The sequence below is a fragment of the Synechococcus sp. UW179B genome, assembly GCF_900474245.1.
Classification (GTDB): Bacteria; Cyanobacteriota; Cyanobacteriia; order PCC-6307; family Cyanobiaceae; genus Synechococcus_C.
Genome location: NZ_UCNZ01000017.1, coordinates 68,295 through 86,438, shown reverse-complemented (window position 1 = coordinate 86,438; position 18,144 = coordinate 68,295). Strand labels below are relative to the sequence as shown.

Annotated in this window: 19 protein-coding genes; 8 read left to right on the top strand and 11 right to left on the bottom strand. The window is 56.4% G+C overall.

Features of this window, described 5'->3' with window-relative positions:
- Window positions 1-6 precede the first annotated feature (6 nt).
- The 3 genes from DXY38_RS07115 to DXY38_RS07105 are packed head-to-tail and all read right to left on the bottom strand — an operon-like array spanning window position 7 to window position 2,023.
- Window positions 7-435 carry a DUF192 domain-containing protein gene (locus DXY38_RS07115; protein ID WP_115071036.1) on the bottom strand — a complete coding sequence of 143 codons (429 nt, stop codon included), beginning with the start codon at window positions 433-435 and terminating at the stop codon, window positions 7-9.
- Entirely contained in the window at window positions 435-1,118 is a 684-nt protein-coding gene (locus DXY38_RS07110) for a response regulator transcription factor (protein ID WP_115071035.1), read from the bottom strand. Before DXY38_RS07110 ends, DXY38_RS07115 begins: the two co-directional genes overlap by 1 nt.
- Window positions 1,115-2,023 (bottom strand): NAD(+) kinase, encoded by a 909-nt coding sequence (locus tag DXY38_RS07105; protein WP_006855068.1) that lies wholly within the window; start codon window positions 2,021-2,023, stop codon window positions 1,115-1,117. The genes DXY38_RS07110 and DXY38_RS07105 overlap by 4 nt, the downstream gene beginning before the upstream one ends.
- Before the next feature lie 154 nt (window positions 2,024-2,177).
- On the opposite strand from DXY38_RS07105, the gene DXY38_RS07100 reads away from it, so the two are divergent.
- Window positions 2,178-3,803: an FAD-dependent oxidoreductase gene (locus DXY38_RS07100; RefSeq protein ID WP_115071034.1), complete on the top strand. Its 1,626-nt coding sequence runs from the start codon at window positions 2,178-2,180 to the stop codon at window positions 3,801-3,803.
- A 6-nt stretch (window positions 3,804-3,809) separates the two neighbouring features.
- On the opposite strand, the gene DXY38_RS07095 is transcribed toward DXY38_RS07100, so the two are convergent.
- On the bottom strand, window positions 3,810-5,453 hold the full coding sequence (locus tag DXY38_RS07095) for an AarF/ABC1/UbiB kinase family protein (RefSeq protein WP_115071033.1): 1,644 nt from the start codon (window positions 5,451-5,453) through the stop codon (window positions 3,810-3,812).
- A 482-nt stretch (window positions 5,454-5,935) separates the two neighbouring features.
- Between DXY38_RS07095 and DXY38_RS07090 the strand changes: the two genes are divergently transcribed.
- Window positions 5,936-7,096 carry an L-dopachrome tautomerase-related protein gene (locus tag DXY38_RS07090; RefSeq protein WP_115071077.1) on the top strand — a complete coding sequence of 387 codons (1,161 nt, stop codon included), beginning with the start codon at window positions 5,936-5,938 and terminating at the stop codon, window positions 7,094-7,096.
- 427 nt (window positions 7,097-7,523) lie between these two features.
- On the opposite strand, the gene pheS is transcribed toward DXY38_RS07090, so the two are convergent.
- Window positions 7,524-8,531, bottom strand: coding sequence for a phenylalanine--tRNA ligase subunit alpha (gene pheS / locus DXY38_RS07085; RefSeq protein ID WP_115071076.1), 1,008 nt, complete (start codon window positions 8,529-8,531; stop codon window positions 7,524-7,526).
- Between the two features lie 74 nt (window positions 8,532-8,605).
- Here pheS and surE point away from each other — a divergent pair, with 74 nt between their 5' ends.
- Window positions 8,606-9,403 carry a 5'/3'-nucleotidase SurE gene (surE, locus tag DXY38_RS07080; RefSeq protein WP_115071032.1) on the top strand — a complete coding sequence of 266 codons (798 nt, stop codon included), beginning with the start codon at window positions 8,606-8,608 and terminating at the stop codon, window positions 9,401-9,403.
- A 1-nt stretch (window position 9,404) separates the two neighbouring features.
- Here the strand turns inward: surE and DXY38_RS07075 are convergent, their stop codons facing one another.
- Complete coding sequence (locus tag DXY38_RS07075) at window positions 9,405-9,965, bottom strand: DUF3611 family protein (protein WP_115071031.1); 561 nt, start codon at window positions 9,963-9,965, stop codon at window positions 9,405-9,407.
- Window positions 9,966-10,025: 60 nt separating this feature from the next.
- Between DXY38_RS07075 and DXY38_RS07070 the strand changes: the two genes are divergently transcribed.
- The 5 genes from DXY38_RS07070 (at window position 10,026) to DXY38_RS13670 (ending at window position 13,671) form a co-directional block, all read left to right on the top strand.
- Window positions 10,026-10,982 carry a bifunctional riboflavin kinase/FAD synthetase gene (locus DXY38_RS07070; RefSeq protein WP_115071030.1) on the top strand — a complete coding sequence of 319 codons (957 nt, stop codon included), beginning with the start codon at window positions 10,026-10,028 and terminating at the stop codon, window positions 10,980-10,982.
- A 137-nt stretch (window positions 10,983-11,119) separates the two neighbouring features.
- Window positions 11,120-12,181, top strand: coding sequence for a thiamine phosphate synthase (locus DXY38_RS07065; RefSeq protein ID WP_115071029.1), 1,062 nt, complete (start codon window positions 11,120-11,122; stop codon window positions 12,179-12,181).
- A gap of 22 nt (window positions 12,182-12,203) precedes the next feature.
- Window positions 12,204-12,410 carry a sulfur carrier protein ThiS gene (gene thiS / locus DXY38_RS07060; protein ID WP_006855057.1) on the top strand — a complete coding sequence of 69 codons (207 nt, stop codon included), beginning with the start codon at window positions 12,204-12,206 and terminating at the stop codon, window positions 12,408-12,410.
- 25 nt (window positions 12,411-12,435) lie between these two features.
- On the top strand, window positions 12,436-13,401 hold the full coding sequence (locus tag DXY38_RS07055; RefSeq protein WP_115071028.1) for a DUF1517 domain-containing protein: 966 nt from the start codon (window positions 12,436-12,438) through the stop codon (window positions 13,399-13,401).
- A 99-nt stretch (window positions 13,402-13,500) separates the two neighbouring features.
- Window positions 13,501-13,671 carry a hypothetical protein gene (locus DXY38_RS13670; protein ID WP_170952879.1) on the top strand — a complete coding sequence of 57 codons (171 nt, stop codon included), beginning with the start codon at window positions 13,501-13,503 and terminating at the stop codon, window positions 13,669-13,671.
- 34 nt (window positions 13,672-13,705) lie between these two features.
- Here DXY38_RS13670 and larB read toward each other — a convergent pair whose 3' ends face one another.
- The 5 genes from larB to DXY38_RS07030 form a co-directional block, all read right to left on the bottom strand.
- Window positions 13,706-14,371 (bottom strand): nickel pincer cofactor biosynthesis protein LarB, encoded by a 666-nt coding sequence (gene larB, locus DXY38_RS07050; RefSeq protein ID WP_115071027.1) that lies wholly within the window; start codon window positions 14,369-14,371, stop codon window positions 13,706-13,708.
- On the bottom strand, window positions 14,368-14,826 hold the full coding sequence (locus DXY38_RS07045; RefSeq protein ID WP_115071026.1) for a TIGR03792 family protein: 459 nt from the start codon (window positions 14,824-14,826) through the stop codon (window positions 14,368-14,370). Before DXY38_RS07045 ends, larB begins: the two co-directional genes overlap by 4 nt.
- The gene (gene ispF, locus DXY38_RS07040; protein WP_115071025.1) at window positions 14,826-15,326 is read right to left on the bottom strand and encodes a 2-C-methyl-D-erythritol 2,4-cyclodiphosphate synthase; all 501 of its coding nucleotides are present in this window, start codon (window positions 15,324-15,326) and stop codon (window positions 14,826-14,828) included. Before ispF ends, DXY38_RS07045 begins: the two co-directional genes overlap by 1 nt.
- 660 nt (window positions 15,327-15,986) lie before the next feature.
- A complete protein-coding gene (locus DXY38_RS07035) occupies window positions 15,987-16,547 on the bottom strand; it encodes a TerB family tellurite resistance protein (RefSeq protein WP_115071024.1) in 561 nt (186 codons plus the stop codon).
- A gap of 223 nt (window positions 16,548-16,770) precedes the next feature.
- Window positions 16,771-17,403: a hypothetical protein gene (locus DXY38_RS07030; protein ID WP_136988043.1), complete on the bottom strand. Its 633-nt coding sequence runs from the start codon at window positions 17,401-17,403 to the stop codon at window positions 16,771-16,773.
- Between the last annotated feature and the right edge of the window lie 741 nt (window positions 17,404-18,144).

Below are 18,144 nucleotides of genomic sequence, written 5' to 3'. Positions count from 1 at the left end.
TCGTGTCTAATCAAGGTTTTGCGTTGGGCCAACAGGGGCGATCGGTTCGATCACAACCGCGTCTCCGATCGCAAGGTCCAGGCGCTTAGCCTCCCCTGCCCCTAGCTCAATCACGCCGTCCGCATCAGCCATCGGCCCAAAGCTCTTGCAGGGCAAGGCAGAACAAATGGGCACCTCAGCCTCGATCGCGATCACCTCGCCTTGGTGCACAAACACCATGTCGAGGGGCGCAAGCGTGTTGAGCATCCAAAAGCGCAACGGCCGTGCCGGCTTAAACGGAAACCACATTCCCCTCAGCGGTGGCAAGGCCGGGCGTCGCATCAAACCCAGCCGTTGCTCCTGGGGCTGATCCGCCACTTCCAAGAGCACACAGGTGTTGTCGCGAACGCACCATTGCGCCTCAAGGGGCAATTGCTGGGGGGGAGATACATCCATCAGGAGCTCTTCAGGAAAGGAACGCCATGGTTCAGGCAATAACCACGGCCACGAATGGTGTGAATCAAGCGGGTGTCACCACCCTCTTCGAGCTTCTGCCGCAAATAGCGGATATACACCTCCACCACATTGCTCGACACCCCCTGCTCATCGTTCCAAACCTCGCGCAAGATTTGCTCACGGCTCACCACCTGGCCCCGCTGCTTGAACAGCAAAAGCATCAACGACGATTCGCGCTCCGTTAAGCCGATGGAGCGGGTGCCACGACGCACCAAACCGCTGCTGACGTCAAGCTGCAAATCAGCCACCACGATCACGGAGCAGAGCTCTTCCCTGCGCTTTTGAAGCGAGAGATGGAGACGCACCCGTTGCAAGAGATCGCTCGGAGCACTGCTGGACAACCAGAAATCATCCGCCCCGGAACTGAAGCAGAGCTCTCGCGCCTCAATGCTGTCTTCGCTCACACCCAACAAAATCGGCAGCGCTCCAAACCACTGGCGGAGCTGCCCCACCTGAGGCAGCTGGCCCGGCGACACAATCGCAGCCATCGGCGGCTGGCCAGCCGTCGCAACGGCCCCATCCCCCGACGCCCACTCCAGAGCTGTGTAACCGGAGGCCTCGAGGCGATCCTGGAGGTGCAGGGCCTCAGCACCAACCAACAACAACACCCCCTGATCGTTCATGGACGATCAGGCTTTGCCACATGGGGCAAGCCCCAACCCAACTTGTTGCGCAACACCTGGAAAAACTCATGGTCCGACAGGCGCACAAAGCGCACGGGATGATCACTCCGCCGGATCAACACCCTGTCTTCAGGCCAGACGTAACAGCCAGCACTGCCATCCACCACCATCATCAGCCGCTCAGGCGTGGCCGGAAACACCGTGACCGGTTCCTGATCGCTAAAAACCAGCGCCCGCGAAGCCAGGGAATGGGCAGCGATGGGGGTGAGCTGCAACACCGGACAATCGGGGGTGATCACAGGACCGCCAGCACTCAGGGCATAGGCCGTCGATCCCGTGGGCGTCGACAGGATCACCCCATCGGCAGAGATATCCACGGGCGCATGCCGGCCGATCGCAATTTCGAAATGACACATGCTGGTGAGTGGCTCACGGTGCAACGCCATCTCGTTGAGAGACAAGGCTTCCCAGCGCCTTTGATCACCGCGCATCACACTCACCACCATGTTGGCGCGCTCTTCGATCGTCCAGCGCTCGGTGAGAATCTGCTCGAGCGCCTTGTCGAGATCACCGAGGTAAGCCTCGGCAAGAAAGCCGAGATGACCAGTGTTGATCGTTAAAATCGGCACCCCAATCGGTGCTGTTTGGCGGGCTGCTGACAGCACGGTGCCATCGCCTCCCAACACAATCGCCAGCACCATCGAGGCATCAAATCCCTCCGGCACACAGGCGTTGTACCCGAGCATGCGCAGGTGCTGGTCTGGGTTGGCGAAACCCACCATTCCTCCAGAACTGCTGGCCCGCACCACCTCGTGGCCGGCGAGTTCCAGCCGCTCCTGAATCGTTTGAGCGGTCTCAACGGCAAGTGACTTCCCGTCATTCACGATCAGTCCGACCCTGGGCACCGATCGCGCTTCAAAAGAACGGCATCACTTTATGAGAAAAATCGGCGCCCAGCAGCGTCGGGTTGTTTTTTGAATCCAGACCCTCCCCTCAGCCCCTCCCCTGAGAGCCGGCCCTGCGTAGCGTTTCGTTCACCCCCTGAGGCGAGCCCAAGCGATGCCAAGCAACACCCCGTCCCATGTGGTTGTGATCGGAGCGGGATGGGCTGGCTGGGGCGCCGCCAAATCCCTCTGCCAGGCCGGGGTGCGCGTGACCCTGATCGACGGGGTAAAGGATCCAACCGGCAGCACGCCGCTCACCACCCCAAGCGGCAAACCCTTCGAGGCCGGGACGCGGGGATTTTGGAAGGACTATCCCAACATCAACGCCCTCACGGAAGAGCTCCAGCTCGGCGAGATTTTCACCGAATTCACCACCAGCGCCTTCTGGTCTCCCGATGGCTTAGAAGCCACAGCGCCGGTGTTTGGTGATGGCCCTCAGCTACCCAGCCCTCTGGGCCAGGCCTTCGCCACCTTCAACAACTTCAAGCGGTTGCCGGTCGCCGATCGACTCAGCATCGCCGGGCTGCTGGTCGCCATGCTCGATTTAAACCGCAACGACGCGGTGTACCAGCAGTACGACGGCATCGATGCCCTCACGCTGTTCAAGCAGTTACGGATCAGCGATCGGATGATCAATGAGTTCCTGCGGCCAATCCTGCTGGTGGGGCTGTTCAAGCCACCGGAAGAGCTCTCAGCGGCGGTGACGATGGAGTTGCTGTACTACTACGCCTTGGCACATCAGGATTCTTTTGATGTGCGCTGGATCAAGCGCAAGAGCATCGCAGAGCAACTGTTGGCTCCACTCAGTCAGCGCTTGCGCCACCAACATCATCTGAAAGTCCTCGGCGGAACGTTGGCATCACGCCTGAACGTCTCCCCCAATGGAACATCGGTGACCTCGGTGGAGACCCTCTCGGTCAGCACGGGCCGTAGCGCTGTGATCAAGGCTGTGGATGCCGTGGTGCTGGCGGTGGGCACCAAGGGGATGGGGGCGCTGATGGCCAACTCACCGGAGTGCGCGGCTCTGTCCCCGGAGCTGGTGCAAGCCGGCCATCTCAACGCCATTGATGTGGTGTCCGTGCGCTTGTGGCTTGATCGCAAGGTGCCGGTTGCCGATCCCGCCAATGTGTTGTCGCGTTTTCCGGCCCTTCAAGGATCCGGCGCCACCTTCTTCATGCTGGATCAGCTGCAAGCGGACAGTCAGCAGGAGCTCTGGGGTGCTGATCCCGTGCAAGGGTCTGTGGTTGCAAGCGATTTTTATAACGCCTCGGCGATTGCCGCACAAAGCGATCACGAGATTGTCGATTCCCTGATGCAGGAGTTGTTGCCGATGGTGCAGCCGGCCTTCCGCACAGCCCAGGTGGTGGATCAGGAGGTGCGGCGTTATCCGGGGTCGGTGTCGCTGTTTTCCCCGGGAAGTTTCCAGCAGCGTCCACCCCTGGAAACCTCCGTGGCCTCGATCGTCTGCGCGGGCGACTGGGTGCGAATGGGAGATCGGGAATTCGGCGCCAAAGGGCTCTGCCAGGAGCGTGCCTATGCCTGTGGTTTAGAAGCCGGAAATTCACTGCTCAGACGCGAGATCATCTCCGGAACAACGCCATCTCAGGCCCTTCCACACCCTGTGATCCCGATTCGCGCCGACGAGCCGCAGGTTGTGCTCGGGCGCACCATCAACAAACGCGTGATGGATCAACTGGATCTCTTTGGACTCAAATACCCCTGGCTGATGGGCTTGTCCTGATCGCACTCATCGACGACTCGAGCGCAGCAACGACACGATCAACCAGAGGCCAAACAGAGTGGCCCCAACAAATAACCCCTCGCTGACATCCCTCAGCAGAGGTTGTTGGGCCAAGGTGGCCATCACCGTGGCACTCAGCAACAGCGATGCCACAAGAATCGCCAACGACACCCGTTGCGACATCCGGTCCAAGCTGGCGCGCATGGCGTCAAGCCCCTCCAGCTGAATGGCAAACACCAATTCATCACTGCTAAAGCGCCGCAACAGTTGACTCAACTGCCGCGGAGAATCAATCGTGAGATTGCGTAAATCAAGGCCAAACTGCATCAGCCGTTCTTGAGGCAGCATCACGGCACGGGCCAGGAGCTGGGCCACCAACGGCTGCATCTCCCCGGTGAAACTGAAGGCCGGGTTCAAAGAATTGCCCACCCCTTCCAAGTTGGTGACGGACTTCACAAACAGGCCCAGGGTTCCCGGCACCCGTAACCCAGAGCGATTCGCCAGCTGCAGCAAGGAAGCGAGGAACAGGGCGAAATTCAATTCCTCCAAGGGCTTGGAAAAACTGAGGGCAATCAGCTGATCCAGCTGGCGCTGCAAATGCTGACGATCCACTTTTCCCCCCCGTGCCGGTGGCGCAATTTGCTCCAACACATCGGTTGCACGGGCACCGTCCTGATTGATCAGCGCCAAGACAAGATCCAGCAGGTTGCTGCGCGTGCGCGGATCAAACTGACCCACCATGCCCGCATCCAGCAGGATCACCTTGCCATCGGCGAGCACTTTGAGATTGCCGGGATGGGGATCGGCATGAAAGAACCCATCCACGAAGTATTGCTGCACAAAAGCGCCAAGCAGGGCCGTGGTGGTGGCCACCAAGCCAGGCCCAGCCTCGAGGGCCTCCCGACCTGCAGGGCTGAGGATCGATGCGCCCTCGATCCACTCGAGCACCAAAACGCTGCGGCCCGACAAGGACTTCACCACCTGAGGAAGGCGAATCTGTCCGTTTGGAACAAAATTCGATTCCTCCAAACTGCGCTGCAACCGCAAGGTGTTGGAGGCCTCAATTCTGAAATCGAGCTCGCGCACCAAGGCCTCCAGCACCTGGTCGGCAAGACCGACAAAGTCGTACAAACTGCCGAGAGACGTGGCTGCAGCAAGGGCGGCAATCTTGCGCAGCAAGCGACCGTCTTCTTCCACCTGGGCAGCAATCCCGGGCCGCAAGGCCTTCACCGCCACGGCACCCAGCTCCGGCAAGGTCGCCCTGTACACCTGCCCCACACTTCCAGCCGCAATCGGCGTTTCATCGAAGGTTGAGAAGGCCTCGTCAACAGAGCAGCCCAGCTCTTGCTCCAATTGGGGTTTCAATTGCTCCCAGGGCACAGCCGGAACATCCGCCTGCAATTGGCTCAACGCCGCGATGTAGTCGTCCCCCAGGAGATCGGGGCGTGTGCTCAACAGCTGGCCCAGCTTCACGTAAACGGGGCCCAATTCCGTCAGGATGTTGCACAGCACCGAGGGCAGGGGCAGCCGCGTTTCAGAGGCATCGCCTCGGTTGAGGAGCTGAGAGAGAAACGACCACTCATGGCGGGAGACGATTCGAACGATCTCCAAGGCTCTTGAGGAACCGTCGAACACCGAAAGAACAGACATCGGCGCAGGCTCAGACAACCGTATGGAGTCTCACCGCAATTGCATAGCTCGGCAGCATATTCATCCAGAAAGTGATCGATTCGTAGTAAAGCGGTTTAGTTGTAATCGCCAAAGCCAATCCTCAACAACACCTGAAATAGCGATCGTCCACAGCGATGGCATTGAGCCAAACCATGCAACTATTAGAATTAACAGAAAGTCAAAGAATTGAATATATTACTCAGGGCTAGCAAATTACTTGAAGGCGGGTCCTAAATATACGAAATCCTCAGCGATGTTATTAGCAATGCCGGCGCAAATCCTAATCCTCACCTGGGAGCCACGATGATTAGTACCGCAGGCAATAAAAGCTCTCAAGACACAATATAAAAGCAGGTCTTATTGAGGAAGTGACAGTTTACATCTTTTTTGTAAAGCACTTAGGCTTCAGAATGATTAAACAAAGGCCAGACGCTAAGATAAGGAATAGGAGCAAAAGCAAGATGACCCGGTTTTCCAAAGTCTCGTTCTTGGTGGGATTACTTCTCGCACTCCCCAGTGCAGTACGTTGTGAGCCGCTACTCGCTCGACAAGAAGTCCTCGGCAATGCAGAGGTGATCGCGACAATTGAAGGAGCGATGCCAACGGGCATTGCAGTGGCAGATTCCGGTCGAATTTTTATTAACTACCCGCGATGGGGAGATGACGTCATTCACACAGTGGCAGAGGTCGTAGATGGCATTCCTATCCCGTACCCAAATCGCGCGATTAACAATTACGAGGCTGGCAAAGATCCGAGCAAGCATCTTGTTGCGGCACAGAGTGTCGTGGTCGATTCCTCTGGCCAAAAGCTATGGGTGTTGGATACAGGCACTGTGCAATCGAAATCAGTGGGATTCGGAGGCCCCAAATTAGTAGCGATCGATCTTGCTACAAATGAAGTCGTACAAACCATTTTATTTCCTCCGGACGTCGTCTCTCCAACAACGTATCTCAATGATGTTCGTTTTGACATGAGTCGAGGCGAGAACGGAATCGCATTCATCACAGATTCCTCGCAACAGGGTGGGTTGATTGTGGTGGATCTTGCATCTGGAAAAAGCAAAAGACGTCTAACGGGCCATTCATCTGTGATGTCTGATCCAACATTTGTTCCCATCGTGGAAGGTCAAGCCCTCAGGCTGCGCCCTGAAGATGAAGGGTCAAAACCCTTCGAAGTCGGTTCAGATGGAATTGCCATTAGCCCGGATGGTGAAACGTTGTACTACCGCTCACTCACCAGTCGTCATTTCTATAGCATTCCCATTGATGACCTCATCAATCAGTCGATGAGTGATCAAGAACTAGCTCTAAAAATCCATGATCATGGCCAAATTAGTGGGGCATCGGATGGATTAGAGAGCGACACCTTGGGACGCATTTATCTGACTGATTATGAACATAATGCCATCCACCGTGTTGTACCTGGAGGCGAATTAGAGACCTTAATGGTAGACCCAAGAGCCTTATGGCCAGATACTTTATCACTTGCTAACGATGGCTATTTATACTTCACATCTAATCAGTTGCATCGGCGGGCAATCTTTCATCAAGGAGTAGACAAGCGAGATCAGCCCTATGGCTTGATGCGGATAAAAGTAGATGCGAAGCCTATTCGCTTCTAAATCCAATCCGACATCATATATTTTCCGCGTATCTCCAATACACTTAAAATTCAAACAGTACAGAAAACGGGCTTAAGAGTGCTATTACCTTGATCTCAAAAACTTCATTTCAATCAACATACTAAGCACACAATTAAGATCTACTACCCAACTATTTTTTTCAAAATATCTTTATGATCACTTAGAACCAGATGATCTCAACACAGCATTCGACCTTCATCAACACAAAAATCATCCGTTAATCACCGACAGCAATCCCTGTGTCCTACAAACTTTGGAGCAAAGATAAGATGCGTTGATCCAATGAACAATTGCCTCACGATCAGAAAATAAACCTGCTCTGATTGCGGGCAAAAAATCGAGACAAACAAGTCATCAGGTTTTACGGCAGTAGGGCTAGCGCGTCAATCACCCTCTTCGTTTCGAATCAAAACTGATCGAGAAAGCGCAGATCACTGGTGTAAAGGCGGCGGATGTCATCGATGCCATGACGCACCATGCAAAACCGTTCCACCCCCAAACCGGCAGCAAATCCGCTCCAACGATCGGGATCAAGGCCTAACCCCTCCAACACGGCCGGATCCACCATTCCGCACCCCATCACTTCCAACCAACGCCCTCGCCATTGGACGTCCACCTCCGCAGAGGGTTCTGTGAACGGGAAGTAACTGGCGCGAAAGCGCACCGGTAGGTCGCCAAAGAACGCCTTGAGGAACTGCATCACCGTTCCGCGCAGGTGGCTGAAATCCAAGCCCTCATCAATCGCTAGCACCTCCACCTGATGAAACACAGGCGAATGGGTGGCATCCACCGCATCCCGCCGATACACCCGGCCTGGAGCCACGATGCGCACCGGTGGTGGATTGGTTTCCAGGTGTCGGATCTGCACCGGCGAGGTGTGGGTGCGCAACAACAGGTTGTCCTGCAGATAAAACGTGTCCTGCATGTCTCGCGCAGGGTGCTCGGGCGGAATATTCAAGGCCGTGAAGTTGTGGTGATCCGTCTCCACCTCAGGACCTTCCTCCACCTGATACCCAAGGCCGCAGAACAGATCAACAATCTCCTCCGTGGTGGTGATCAACGGATGCCGGTGCCCCATCGGCACGCCCAGCGGAGCCGCCGTGACATCCAGGGTTTCCGCTGCAATTCTTGTGGCCATCGCAGCACTGTTCACCGCCTCAAGGCGCTCAGACAGCAGCTGCTGCACCAACGTTTTCAGCACATTGGCGCGCTGGCCTACCAACGGCCGTTCATCTCCCGGCAGCTTGCCCATCGCCCCGAGCACGGCTGACAGCCGCCCCTTCTTGCCCAACAGGCCCACCCGAAGCTGCTCGAGGGCAGCGGCATCGGCGGCCGCCTGGATTTCAACCGCCGCCTCCGCCTCGAGGGCATCGAGCTGATCAGTGAGCTGCTGCAGGGAGATCGTGGCGCTCAAGGCATTGGTTTCGCGGCAATGACTGTAGGCAGCCATCACGACTAGGTTCCAACCAACGCTTACCAACCCTTCGGATGGCTCCCCTGCGGATACTGATCAGCAACGACGACGGCGTATTTGCCGACGGCATCCGCACCCTGGCGGCAGCGGCCGCAACGGCCGGGCATGAGGTCACCGTTGTGTGTCCCGACCAGGAGCGATCCGCCACCGGCCACGGCCTCACCCTTCAAACCCCCATCCGTGCCGAACGCGCCGATGAACTGTTTGAGCCTGGAATCAAAGCCTGGGCCTGCAGCGGCACCCCAGCCGATTGCATGAAATTGGCCCTGTTTGAGCTGCTGCCTGAAAAGCCCGATCTGGTGCTTTCGGGGATCAACCACGGCCCCAACCTCGGCACAGATGTGTTTTGCTCCGGAACCGTGGCAGCAGCAATGGAGGGCACGCTGGAGGGCCTGCCGGCGATGGCCGTGAGCAGCGCCTGTTTTCAGTGGAGAGAATTCCAAGCCGCCGCCAACTTGGCCATCGAGGTGGCGGAAGCAGCCCTGGCCGATCGCTGGCCAGAGAATCTCTTGCTCAATCTCAACGTTCCCCCCTGCAAGCCGGAGGCCATGGGGAAACTGAGCTGGACCCGCCTGTCGATCCGCCGCTACGACGAACAGTTCAGTCCACGGGTCGACCCCCGCGGACGCACCTACTACTGGTTGGCCGGTGAAGCGGTCGAAGATTTCGAGTCGGGCGGCGATGGCCCCCGCGACTGGCCCACGGATGTGGCCCAAATTCAAGCCAATGCCCCATCGCTCACCCCCATCCAACCGGAGCTTTTCTGGCGAGGAGGTCTCTCCTCCCTACCCCAACTGCACCTCAATCAGTAGTTCAGCTCGTGCGGTAGATCCTCTGCAGCATCCACAGCGAAAAAATCAAGCCGATCACATGGGCAAACAGCACCTGGGTGTTGCTCAGCACCGAGAGCATTTCCAGGGAGGTGATCGCCATGTTTTCACTCGCCCCTCTGGCACCAATGGCAATGCCTGGCGTCTGCTGCGACGCCTGCACAAACAAGGCCCCGGCGAGGGATTGGTACCCAACAGCAGCGAGCACCAAGCCCAACAGATCCGCCAACAAACTGCGCTTGATCGTGCGGCTCGCCTCCCCCCGACTTGGTCGCGCACCACTATCAAGAGCGCGGCCGAGCCGCACCACCAACCAGCCCTGCCAAAGGCTGAACAGCAACACCAAAAACGACAGCGTGGTGAGCGACAGCCCCGGACCCAATCCCAAGGCTTTATCGGCGTTTCTGCTCAAACTTCCGCCGATGTTGTTGAACGTCAACACCCCCAAAATCACAATCCCAAGCCCGGTTTGGGTCCAAAAGCGGATCCAGGCGGATCGGCGCAAGCCAAGGGCAAGCAGTTGGAGATCGAGCCGATCGGCCATGCGATGTAGGAGGTCTGTCGTCCAAACTTGCCATCAACCACTGATCCGTGCACAACGCCGTTGATTCCTCTCTGCTCCCCACAGCAGGCCAAAACCCCCACCACCCTGGCGTTGGGCAGCTTCGATGGCCTGCATGCGGGCCATCGGCGGGTGATCGCGTCTGTGACCGAAACGGATCACCCTGAGGCCATTCCCACGGTGGTGAGCTTCTGGCCCCATCCACGCGAAGTGCTGCACGGTGAACCCCGCCTGCGCCTCGATCTCCCAGAGGAAAAGCTCGAGCTCCTCGAGCCCCTCGGCATCCAGCAGCTGGTTTTGGTGCCCTTCAATCGCCAACTGGCCCAGCTCAGCGCCGCTGACTTTGTCGAGCAGGTGCTGCTCGGTTGCCTCAAGGCGCGCCAAATTGCCGTGGGGGCCAACTTCCGATTCGGTCGGGGCCGTGAGGGCGACACCGACACCTTGCGGGCCCTAGCGGAAGACGCTGGGGTGCAGGTGTCGGTGTTGCCGATCTTGGAGGATGCCGGCGGACGGATGAGCAGCAGCCGCATTCGCGCAGCGCTCTCGAATGGCGACCTCCAAAGCGCCAGCGAACTGCTCGGCCGTCCTTACCGCTTCCGGGGAACGGTGGTTCGCGGTCGCGGCTTGGGTCGCGATTTGGGCTGGCCCACCGCCAATCTGCAAGTGGATGGGCGCAAATTTTTGCCAGGGCTTGGCGTCTATGCCGCCCGCGCCTGGACACAGCGTGATGGCGAAGGGAGAGATAGCGAAAGAAAGGGCGAAGCCTTACCGGCCGTGATGAATCTCGGCCCCCAGCCCACGGTGGACCCCAACTCGCCTTCCGCCGTTGAGGTGCACCTGCTCGATAGACGCATTGAACTGGTGGGCCAGGAGCTGGTCGTGGAGCCGGTGGAACGGCTGCGCGGACAACAACGCTTTTCAGGCCTCGAGGAGCTCAGTGCACAAATCGGTCAGGACGCCGAAGCAGCTCGTCAACGGCTTCAGGCCCCGGCGGGGTAAGCATTCGAGAGTCCCCAGACGATGAACACACCAATGCCGCCCAGGAGGATGATTCCCCAAACCAACACGTGCATGGTGCTCTCGGATCCGCTGTTGTCCATGGCCGCCGGGGAGCATGCGATCCTTCACAGACTGCCATGGAGCCGATGGTTGTCGAAGCAGACGCCAACCTGCGAGTGGCGCGGCTGATCGATGCCAACCTCGATCGCGCACGGGAAGGGCTGCGTGTCATTGAAGACTGGTGCCGCTTTGGACTCGATCGGGACGATCTCGTCGTGCCGCTCAAAGACTGGAGGCAGCGCCTCGGGCAACAGCATCACGATCGTTACCGCCGGGCCCGCTCCAGCGCCACAGACGTTGCCGCCGGCCTAGGCCATCCCGCTCAAGCGAGTCGTTGCTCTGCCCCAGCGATTGTCAAAGCCAATGCCAGCCGGGTGCAGGAAGCCCTGCGCGTGTTGGAGGAATTTGCTCGCAATCTCGATCCAGACCTGGCCAGCACCGCCGCCGAGATCCGCTACGGGCTCTATGACCTCGAAGTGAGCATTCTCGAAGCCTGCTGGCGTCAACACAGGCAGGAACGCCTCGAGGCCGCCAAGCTTTGCCTGATTACGGATCCCGATCGAGACAACGATCTTGAGCGGTTGCTGCAGGGAGTTGAAGCCGCTCTGCTGGCCGGCGTCAGTCTGGTTCAGTACCGCCGCAAACAGGGCCATGACCAACAACGCCTGCGGGAAGCGCAAGCCCTCAAAGCCCTTTGCAGGCGCTTTGATGCCCTGTTCATCATCAATGACCGCATCGATCTTGCGCTGTTGGTGGATGCCGATGGCGTCCATCTCGGCCAGGACGACCTCCCCCTCTCAGAAGCGAGACAGCTGCTCGGCCCAGAGCGCTTGCTGGGACGCAGCACCCACCGCCTCGAGCACCTGCTCGCGGCCCAGCAAGAGGGCGCTGATTATCTCGGCGTTGGCCCCGTGTTTGCCACCCAGACCAAACGCGATCGCAGCCCAGCCGGCCTGAGCTGGGTGACAGAAGCCAGTCGTCACGCGACCGTGCCCTGGTTTGCCATCGGTGGCATCGATGCGGAAACGATCGGCTCGGTTCGCGCTGCTGGCGCTGAGCGCGTCGCCGTTGTGAGCGCGATCATGGGATCCAATGATCCGGAAGCAGCCAGCCGGACCCTGCTCCAAACCCTCACGTAACCCCCCCCCTTGCTTTGGTGCCATGCAATTCACGGTGAACGGCGAACGGCACAGCCTGGATCCATCCGCCGCAAGGCTGGATCAAGTGATCCAGCAGCTGGGCCATCACCCGCGGCTGGTTGTTGTGGAATACAACGGCTTGATCCTGACGCCGGAACGCTGGGCAGCTCAGCAGGTCCAAGACGGTGACAACCTCGAGATCGTCACCATCGTGGGCGGTGGTTCCTAGAGTTACCGGAGTGTGATATGCCGTCTTGGCCTCCTCCAAACTCCGCCCCCAGGTTGGTCAAATCAGACACTGGCTCTCGGGATTGCTGGTGCCAGTCCTGGTTGTTGGCCTATTGGTCCTTCATCCCCAACCCAGCGAGGCCGCCCGTGGTGGTCGGATCGGGGGTGGCAGCTTCCGTGCCCCGTCCATGCCCAGAAGCGGGGGATACAGCCGTAGCTACGGAGGCGGTGGATATGGCCGCGGCTATGGGGGTGGGATGGGCTTTCCGTTCATCATCCCAATCTTTGGATTTGGCGGAGGCAGCCTCTTTGGCTTGTTAATTCTCATGGCACTCGCGGGTGTGGTGGTAAATGCGGTGCGCAATGGCGGCGGTGGCGGCGGCCCTGCGATCGGTGGGGGTTATCGAGCCCCCCGGGAGCTGTCCACAGGACCCGTATCGATGCTGCAAATGCAGATCGGACTGCTCGCCAGCGCCAAAGCGCTGCAAACCGACCTGCGTCAGCTCGCCGCATCCGCGGACACCAGCACCTCCTCTGGTCTGCAACGGGTGCTGCAGGAAACAACCCTCGCCCTCCTGCGCCAGCCCGAGCTCTGGGTGTACGCCAACGTGGAATCAGGCAGCGTTCCCTTCAACGCTTCAGAGTCGACATTCAACCGTTTGTCGATGACCGAACGCAGCAAGTTGCACGCTGAAATCACCACCAATGTGGGCGGGGTGCGCAATGGCAATGCCGCGGAATTGAGCAGCAGCGGTGATGCCGATGCCACCAACGAATTCATCGTGGTGACGGTGCTCGTAGCAAGCCGCCAAAGCGTGAAGCTCAAGCAAGCCAACAGCGGTGAAGACCTACGCGAAACGCTGCGCATCCTTGGCTCCACATCCTCCTCAGACCTGATGGCTCTTGAGGTGATTTGGCAACCGGATGGGAGCGGCGACGTTCTCAGCGCCGATGAGCTGGTGATGGCCTATCCAAACCTTCAGCACCTCTGAAGTCTGATTTAAGAAAATCTTCCGCCCATTTCGCGACATCAAACAAGCGGTCAGGGTTTCAACTCAATAGGTTTAAATCACTACTCACCGTGTTGAGCCTTGACCTCCACTGCACCACGCTTAGACCCCAGGGCCATGCAGTGGCAGACCAACGGTGAGCTCGATCAAGGTGACCTGATCGAACTGGTTTGCCATCTCCGCAATGTGGAATGCGACCAGCACAGTGATGAGCTGTCACGCTTAGGGCATAAGCACAAGGAACAGCCCTAAACCGTTGTCCCCGCGCTGAAGTAGCTGATCTGGATCAGACGCGTCGTTGCAAAATTCGCAACGCCGCCATGGCGGCGCCGTAACCATTGTCGATATTGACCACCGCAAGGCCTGGAGCACAGCTCGCAAGCATTCCATCGAGAGCGGCCCGGCCCCCCGCACTCACGCCATAGCCCACCGACACGGGAACACCGATCACCGGTTGGGGCAACAGGCCCGCAAGCACGGTGGGTAGGGCTCCTTCCATACCAGCGCAAGCAATCAAAACCGACGACTGCTGAAGTTTCGGGAGTTGATCCAAGAGCCGATGCAACCCGGCAACCCCCACATCCAGCAACAGCTCTGCCTGAATGCCATGCCACTGCAAGGCCAGCTGCGCTTCTGCAGCGACCGGGAGATCGCTGGTGCCGCCACTGAGAACCGTCACGGTCCCAAGCTCCGGTCGCAACGCCGGCGGAGTTCCCGACGTTAAACATCGGGCCCGGGCCTCAAAACGGACAAGCGTTGTGTTGCATCGCTTGAGGACCGCCTCGGCCTTGGCCTCATCCACTCGCGTCACCAGTGCTGGCTGATCCCTGGCCGCAAAGGCTTCAAGAATGGCCACGATCTGGTCCACCGTTTTATGCAGACCCCAGATCGCTTCGCTGATGCCGAGTCGATCGCTCCGCTGCCAGTCGAGGCGGACGTCAGCGCTGCTCATGGGGGCAACAGCTCTCCTTCAAAGACCAGAGGGAAGGGATTATCCATCGCCTGAGGCAGCGCCATGGCGTCGCGCGCGAGCTGCTCAAAACGAGCCTGAACCTCTTCCACCTGGTCGCTGGGGATGGCCTTCCAAGCCTGCCGACTCGACCAGCGAATCAAAAGCGTGCCCTCTTCCGTTTCAGGGTCCCAAAGCAAATCGCGACCGAGAAATCCCGTCTGTTGCGCCAACCAAGGCTCCCAGCTGCCACGCTCCGCCTCCAGCCACGCCTTGCGCCCATGGGAGGGAACAGAGATGCGCAGGTGCTCAATCACCGCAACGTCGTAACCACCCTCTGGATCCGCAAACGCAGCAAACCGCACATCCGCCGTTTGACCCACCAGCACCAAAACAACGCATATCAGGGTGGTGACCCTAATCATTAGCGGCTGGAATCGCTGCGGAAGGCTTGGCATCAAAGCGCCTGCAAAAGGGCCACGGCCTGACATGAGATTCCCTCTTCCCGGCCTTCAGGGCCCAACTGTTCGTTTGTAGTGGCTTTCACACCCACCTGGTCTGGAGCAATCCCAATCCTGAGGGCAATCGCCGATCGCATCGCCTCAATATGGGGCTTGAGCTTGGGCCGCTCGGCGATCAACACCGCGTCCACATTGACCACACCCCAACCGCGTGCCTTCACCAAAGCCACAACCTGCTCCAAGAGCACGAGGCTGTCGGCTCCTTTCCATTGGGGATCACTGGGAGGGAAATATTTGCCAATGTCACCCAAAGACAACGCCCCCAACAGGGCGTCCATGATCGCGTGCACCAACACATCTGCATCGCTGTGACCATCGAGGCCTAGCCCTGCTGGATGCTCCAGCTGCTGACCGCCAAGAATCAGGGGTCGACCCGGCACCAAACGGTGGATGTCGTAGCCGTTACCAATTCGAATAGTAGGAACCGAAGAGGCCATCAAGAGAGTGCAAAACGGGACGAATCAAGCTGACTCAGCCGCATAACAACAGGAGAACAGCTCTGTGAAGGTTGATATTACGAGCAACACAAATTGCGCGAAGCGAACCAAAAGAGACACGAAAGCGATTACAAGAAAATCAAGGCAGCTTCAAACGTTTGAGAAATAGAAATAATACGGGGCGAGGAATCACCGAAACAGCCAACTCGTAATTGAACCAAATAGAAAGACCAGCGAATCAGAGAATCGCTCAAAGATGCGTCAAAGTGCCTCTTCCCCAACGACATCATCTTCCACAGACTACAAAACCGATGATCAACAGGCCAGACGCTGACAAGCAACGAGGAGCCAGAAATTTGGGTTTTCAGAATCCGGTTGGCATAAGAAATAGCGCCTCATTGCTGTATTTCATCTGCAACTCCTAATGAATCAACAAAAGGTGCTGATACCAGCTGGCAACAATCCTCCCTTCTGCAAATGAGGACTCACTAGCTTACCAATTAGCGTGGAATCAGGGAGAAAGCGAAATTAAATTCTATCAATGTTTAAAACAGCATTAGCTCTTTTGGCCATGCAGACACTTCGCCAGTTTAATTCTAAAAAAAGAAACAAGCTAACGCTGAATCCGCAATCGATAGTACTGAAGAGAACTTTGTCACATTAAAAATCTGACATTGCCGCTAGGCCTTCATAAGACCCATGAAGCGGATGATCATGATGCTGCCTACCTTCAGCATAATAAAGCTTTTCAATAAGAAGATCGGGCAATTTTTCATCCCCGAAGATCAAATCCAGCACAAGCCTGATTGGGGAGCGATTTTGATTCAGTTGTTTCTTTGCTGTGGATTCGATTACCTCCAGATCACCCTTCGAAAGATTGAGCTCCTGAATGAGTTCTTGGTAAACTCGTCGCTCATCAGAGTTGATCTTGCTGCGATCACGGGGCTGCATTGAAACAGCAGCAACGAGATAGGCCACTCGTGCAGCAAGACAACGATTCTCATGGCTTGATAACGCCCCAGCAATCTCCTTGATACTGAGCGATGAACTTTTAATAGGGAAAGCAAGTTCATTCTCAATCGTATTGGCAAATATCTGCTCAGGCAGGCTGAGAATCAGTTGCTCTTCTTCTTTTGAAATATTTCCATCACTTAAGGCAATTAATTTAGCAATTTCAAGCAACGCTCTGATTGCTTCCTTCGACATCCTGCTGTCAGTCATCACCGTAGCCCAAGCACACTTCCTTCAACAATTGATAGCACGCGACTATTTCAGCCAACACAGCCAAGCGTCTATTTAGAATAATATTTCATAGAAGCTTCCGTCAATCTGCACGACCAAGAAGCAAGAGTTCCTCTTTACAGTAGCAAATACTGAGAAAGACTATTAATCTATTCCATTATTGGATACATTAAGATTATGAACCTCTCGACAGAATTTGGGATCAATAAAAAAGAAGTTTTCTCGCCTTGAGAATGTCCTCTAGCGCGCACAGCATGCCCACAAACAGACAGCCCCCTCCAAGCAGCTTTGTCCATTCCTCTAAATGATGCATAATCGGAATCAATCCGTCAACCAGTCCAAACCCTTTACTGTCGCAAAAGACCATCAAAACCGAAAGCAAAAAAGCGGATTTAGCGTAATTTATAAATCTTGAAGAAAAGGCAAAATAGCTCCTTTTCAAGAGAATAAAAGTCATGCCCAACAACCCGTACGCTCCAACAAGAATGTCATCAATCCGGTCACTCAACCGAGTCTCCTCCCATCCAAATAGTGAGTGAATCAATTTATCGAATCGTTCGTGATACATAAATGCATCATCCATTGCTAGAAAAGCACATCCAAAGGCAAGGACAACCCACACAGAAACTGCGGAGAAATTCAGAGAATTTTTCTGAAAAAATATAGCTATTGCAATAATCGAACCAACCATAGAGCACAAAGCTAATTGCAAAGTAGAGACATCAGTGACTACAGATTTTTCTCCATACGAAGTGGCCGTAAGCAGAACCACAGCAAGAAAAACAATATAGGAAGTCAAGGCAACAAATTTTATTTTTTTAGCATGCATATTCAAAAAAACTCAAATGCCAGATCGTGCAAATCATATGATATCGCACAGTTGATGCATTGTAGCTCAGGCCGGCAATGAAATAACAAGGAGATTGATCACTGGTAGAATTGATTCATAATCATTCCCAGAAAAATTCCTTCCATTTAACTGAAAAGCGAGCGCAGGTTTCCCCTTTCAGTGAGTCTCGGGAGGAGACATACGGAGATTTTTTGTAACTGATACTTGATGAGACGAAGAGCGATCCTCCGGCAAGAGTCCAAAGAGCGAGCGCTTTTCAATTCAGCAATTAACTTCTGACAGTGATTCAGACACTTCAGAGCGGCGAATAAAATGCCGGCTTCCCCTCCAGAGCCGCGCGGCCTGGACTACTGTTATCTCGTGAGAGTGCATTAATCAAAGTGCGTCGTAACGACTGATCCGTGCGAATCAACGCAAAGAGAATGTATTGGCCTTAGCAGCTAATTTGTTGGCGCGTTTTGACAGGCCTTGGGTTTGGGAGCTAGGCCTGCATGCATTTGGGTAGTGAGCCCTAGATGAGCGCCCACTCTCCAAGTGCAAGGAGGGGGCGACGAATACTGGGTCTAGATTGCTTGGCTAATTCTTGTACTAGTTGAACGACGATCGGTTGAGCTACTGATAAGGAACTCGATAGAGCTTCCTTTCAGTGAAGGCCTCCATGAAGAGAGGCCGCCCCTCCCAGATAGGAAAGACGGCCTAACTCGCTCGTTTATGCATATCGCAGAC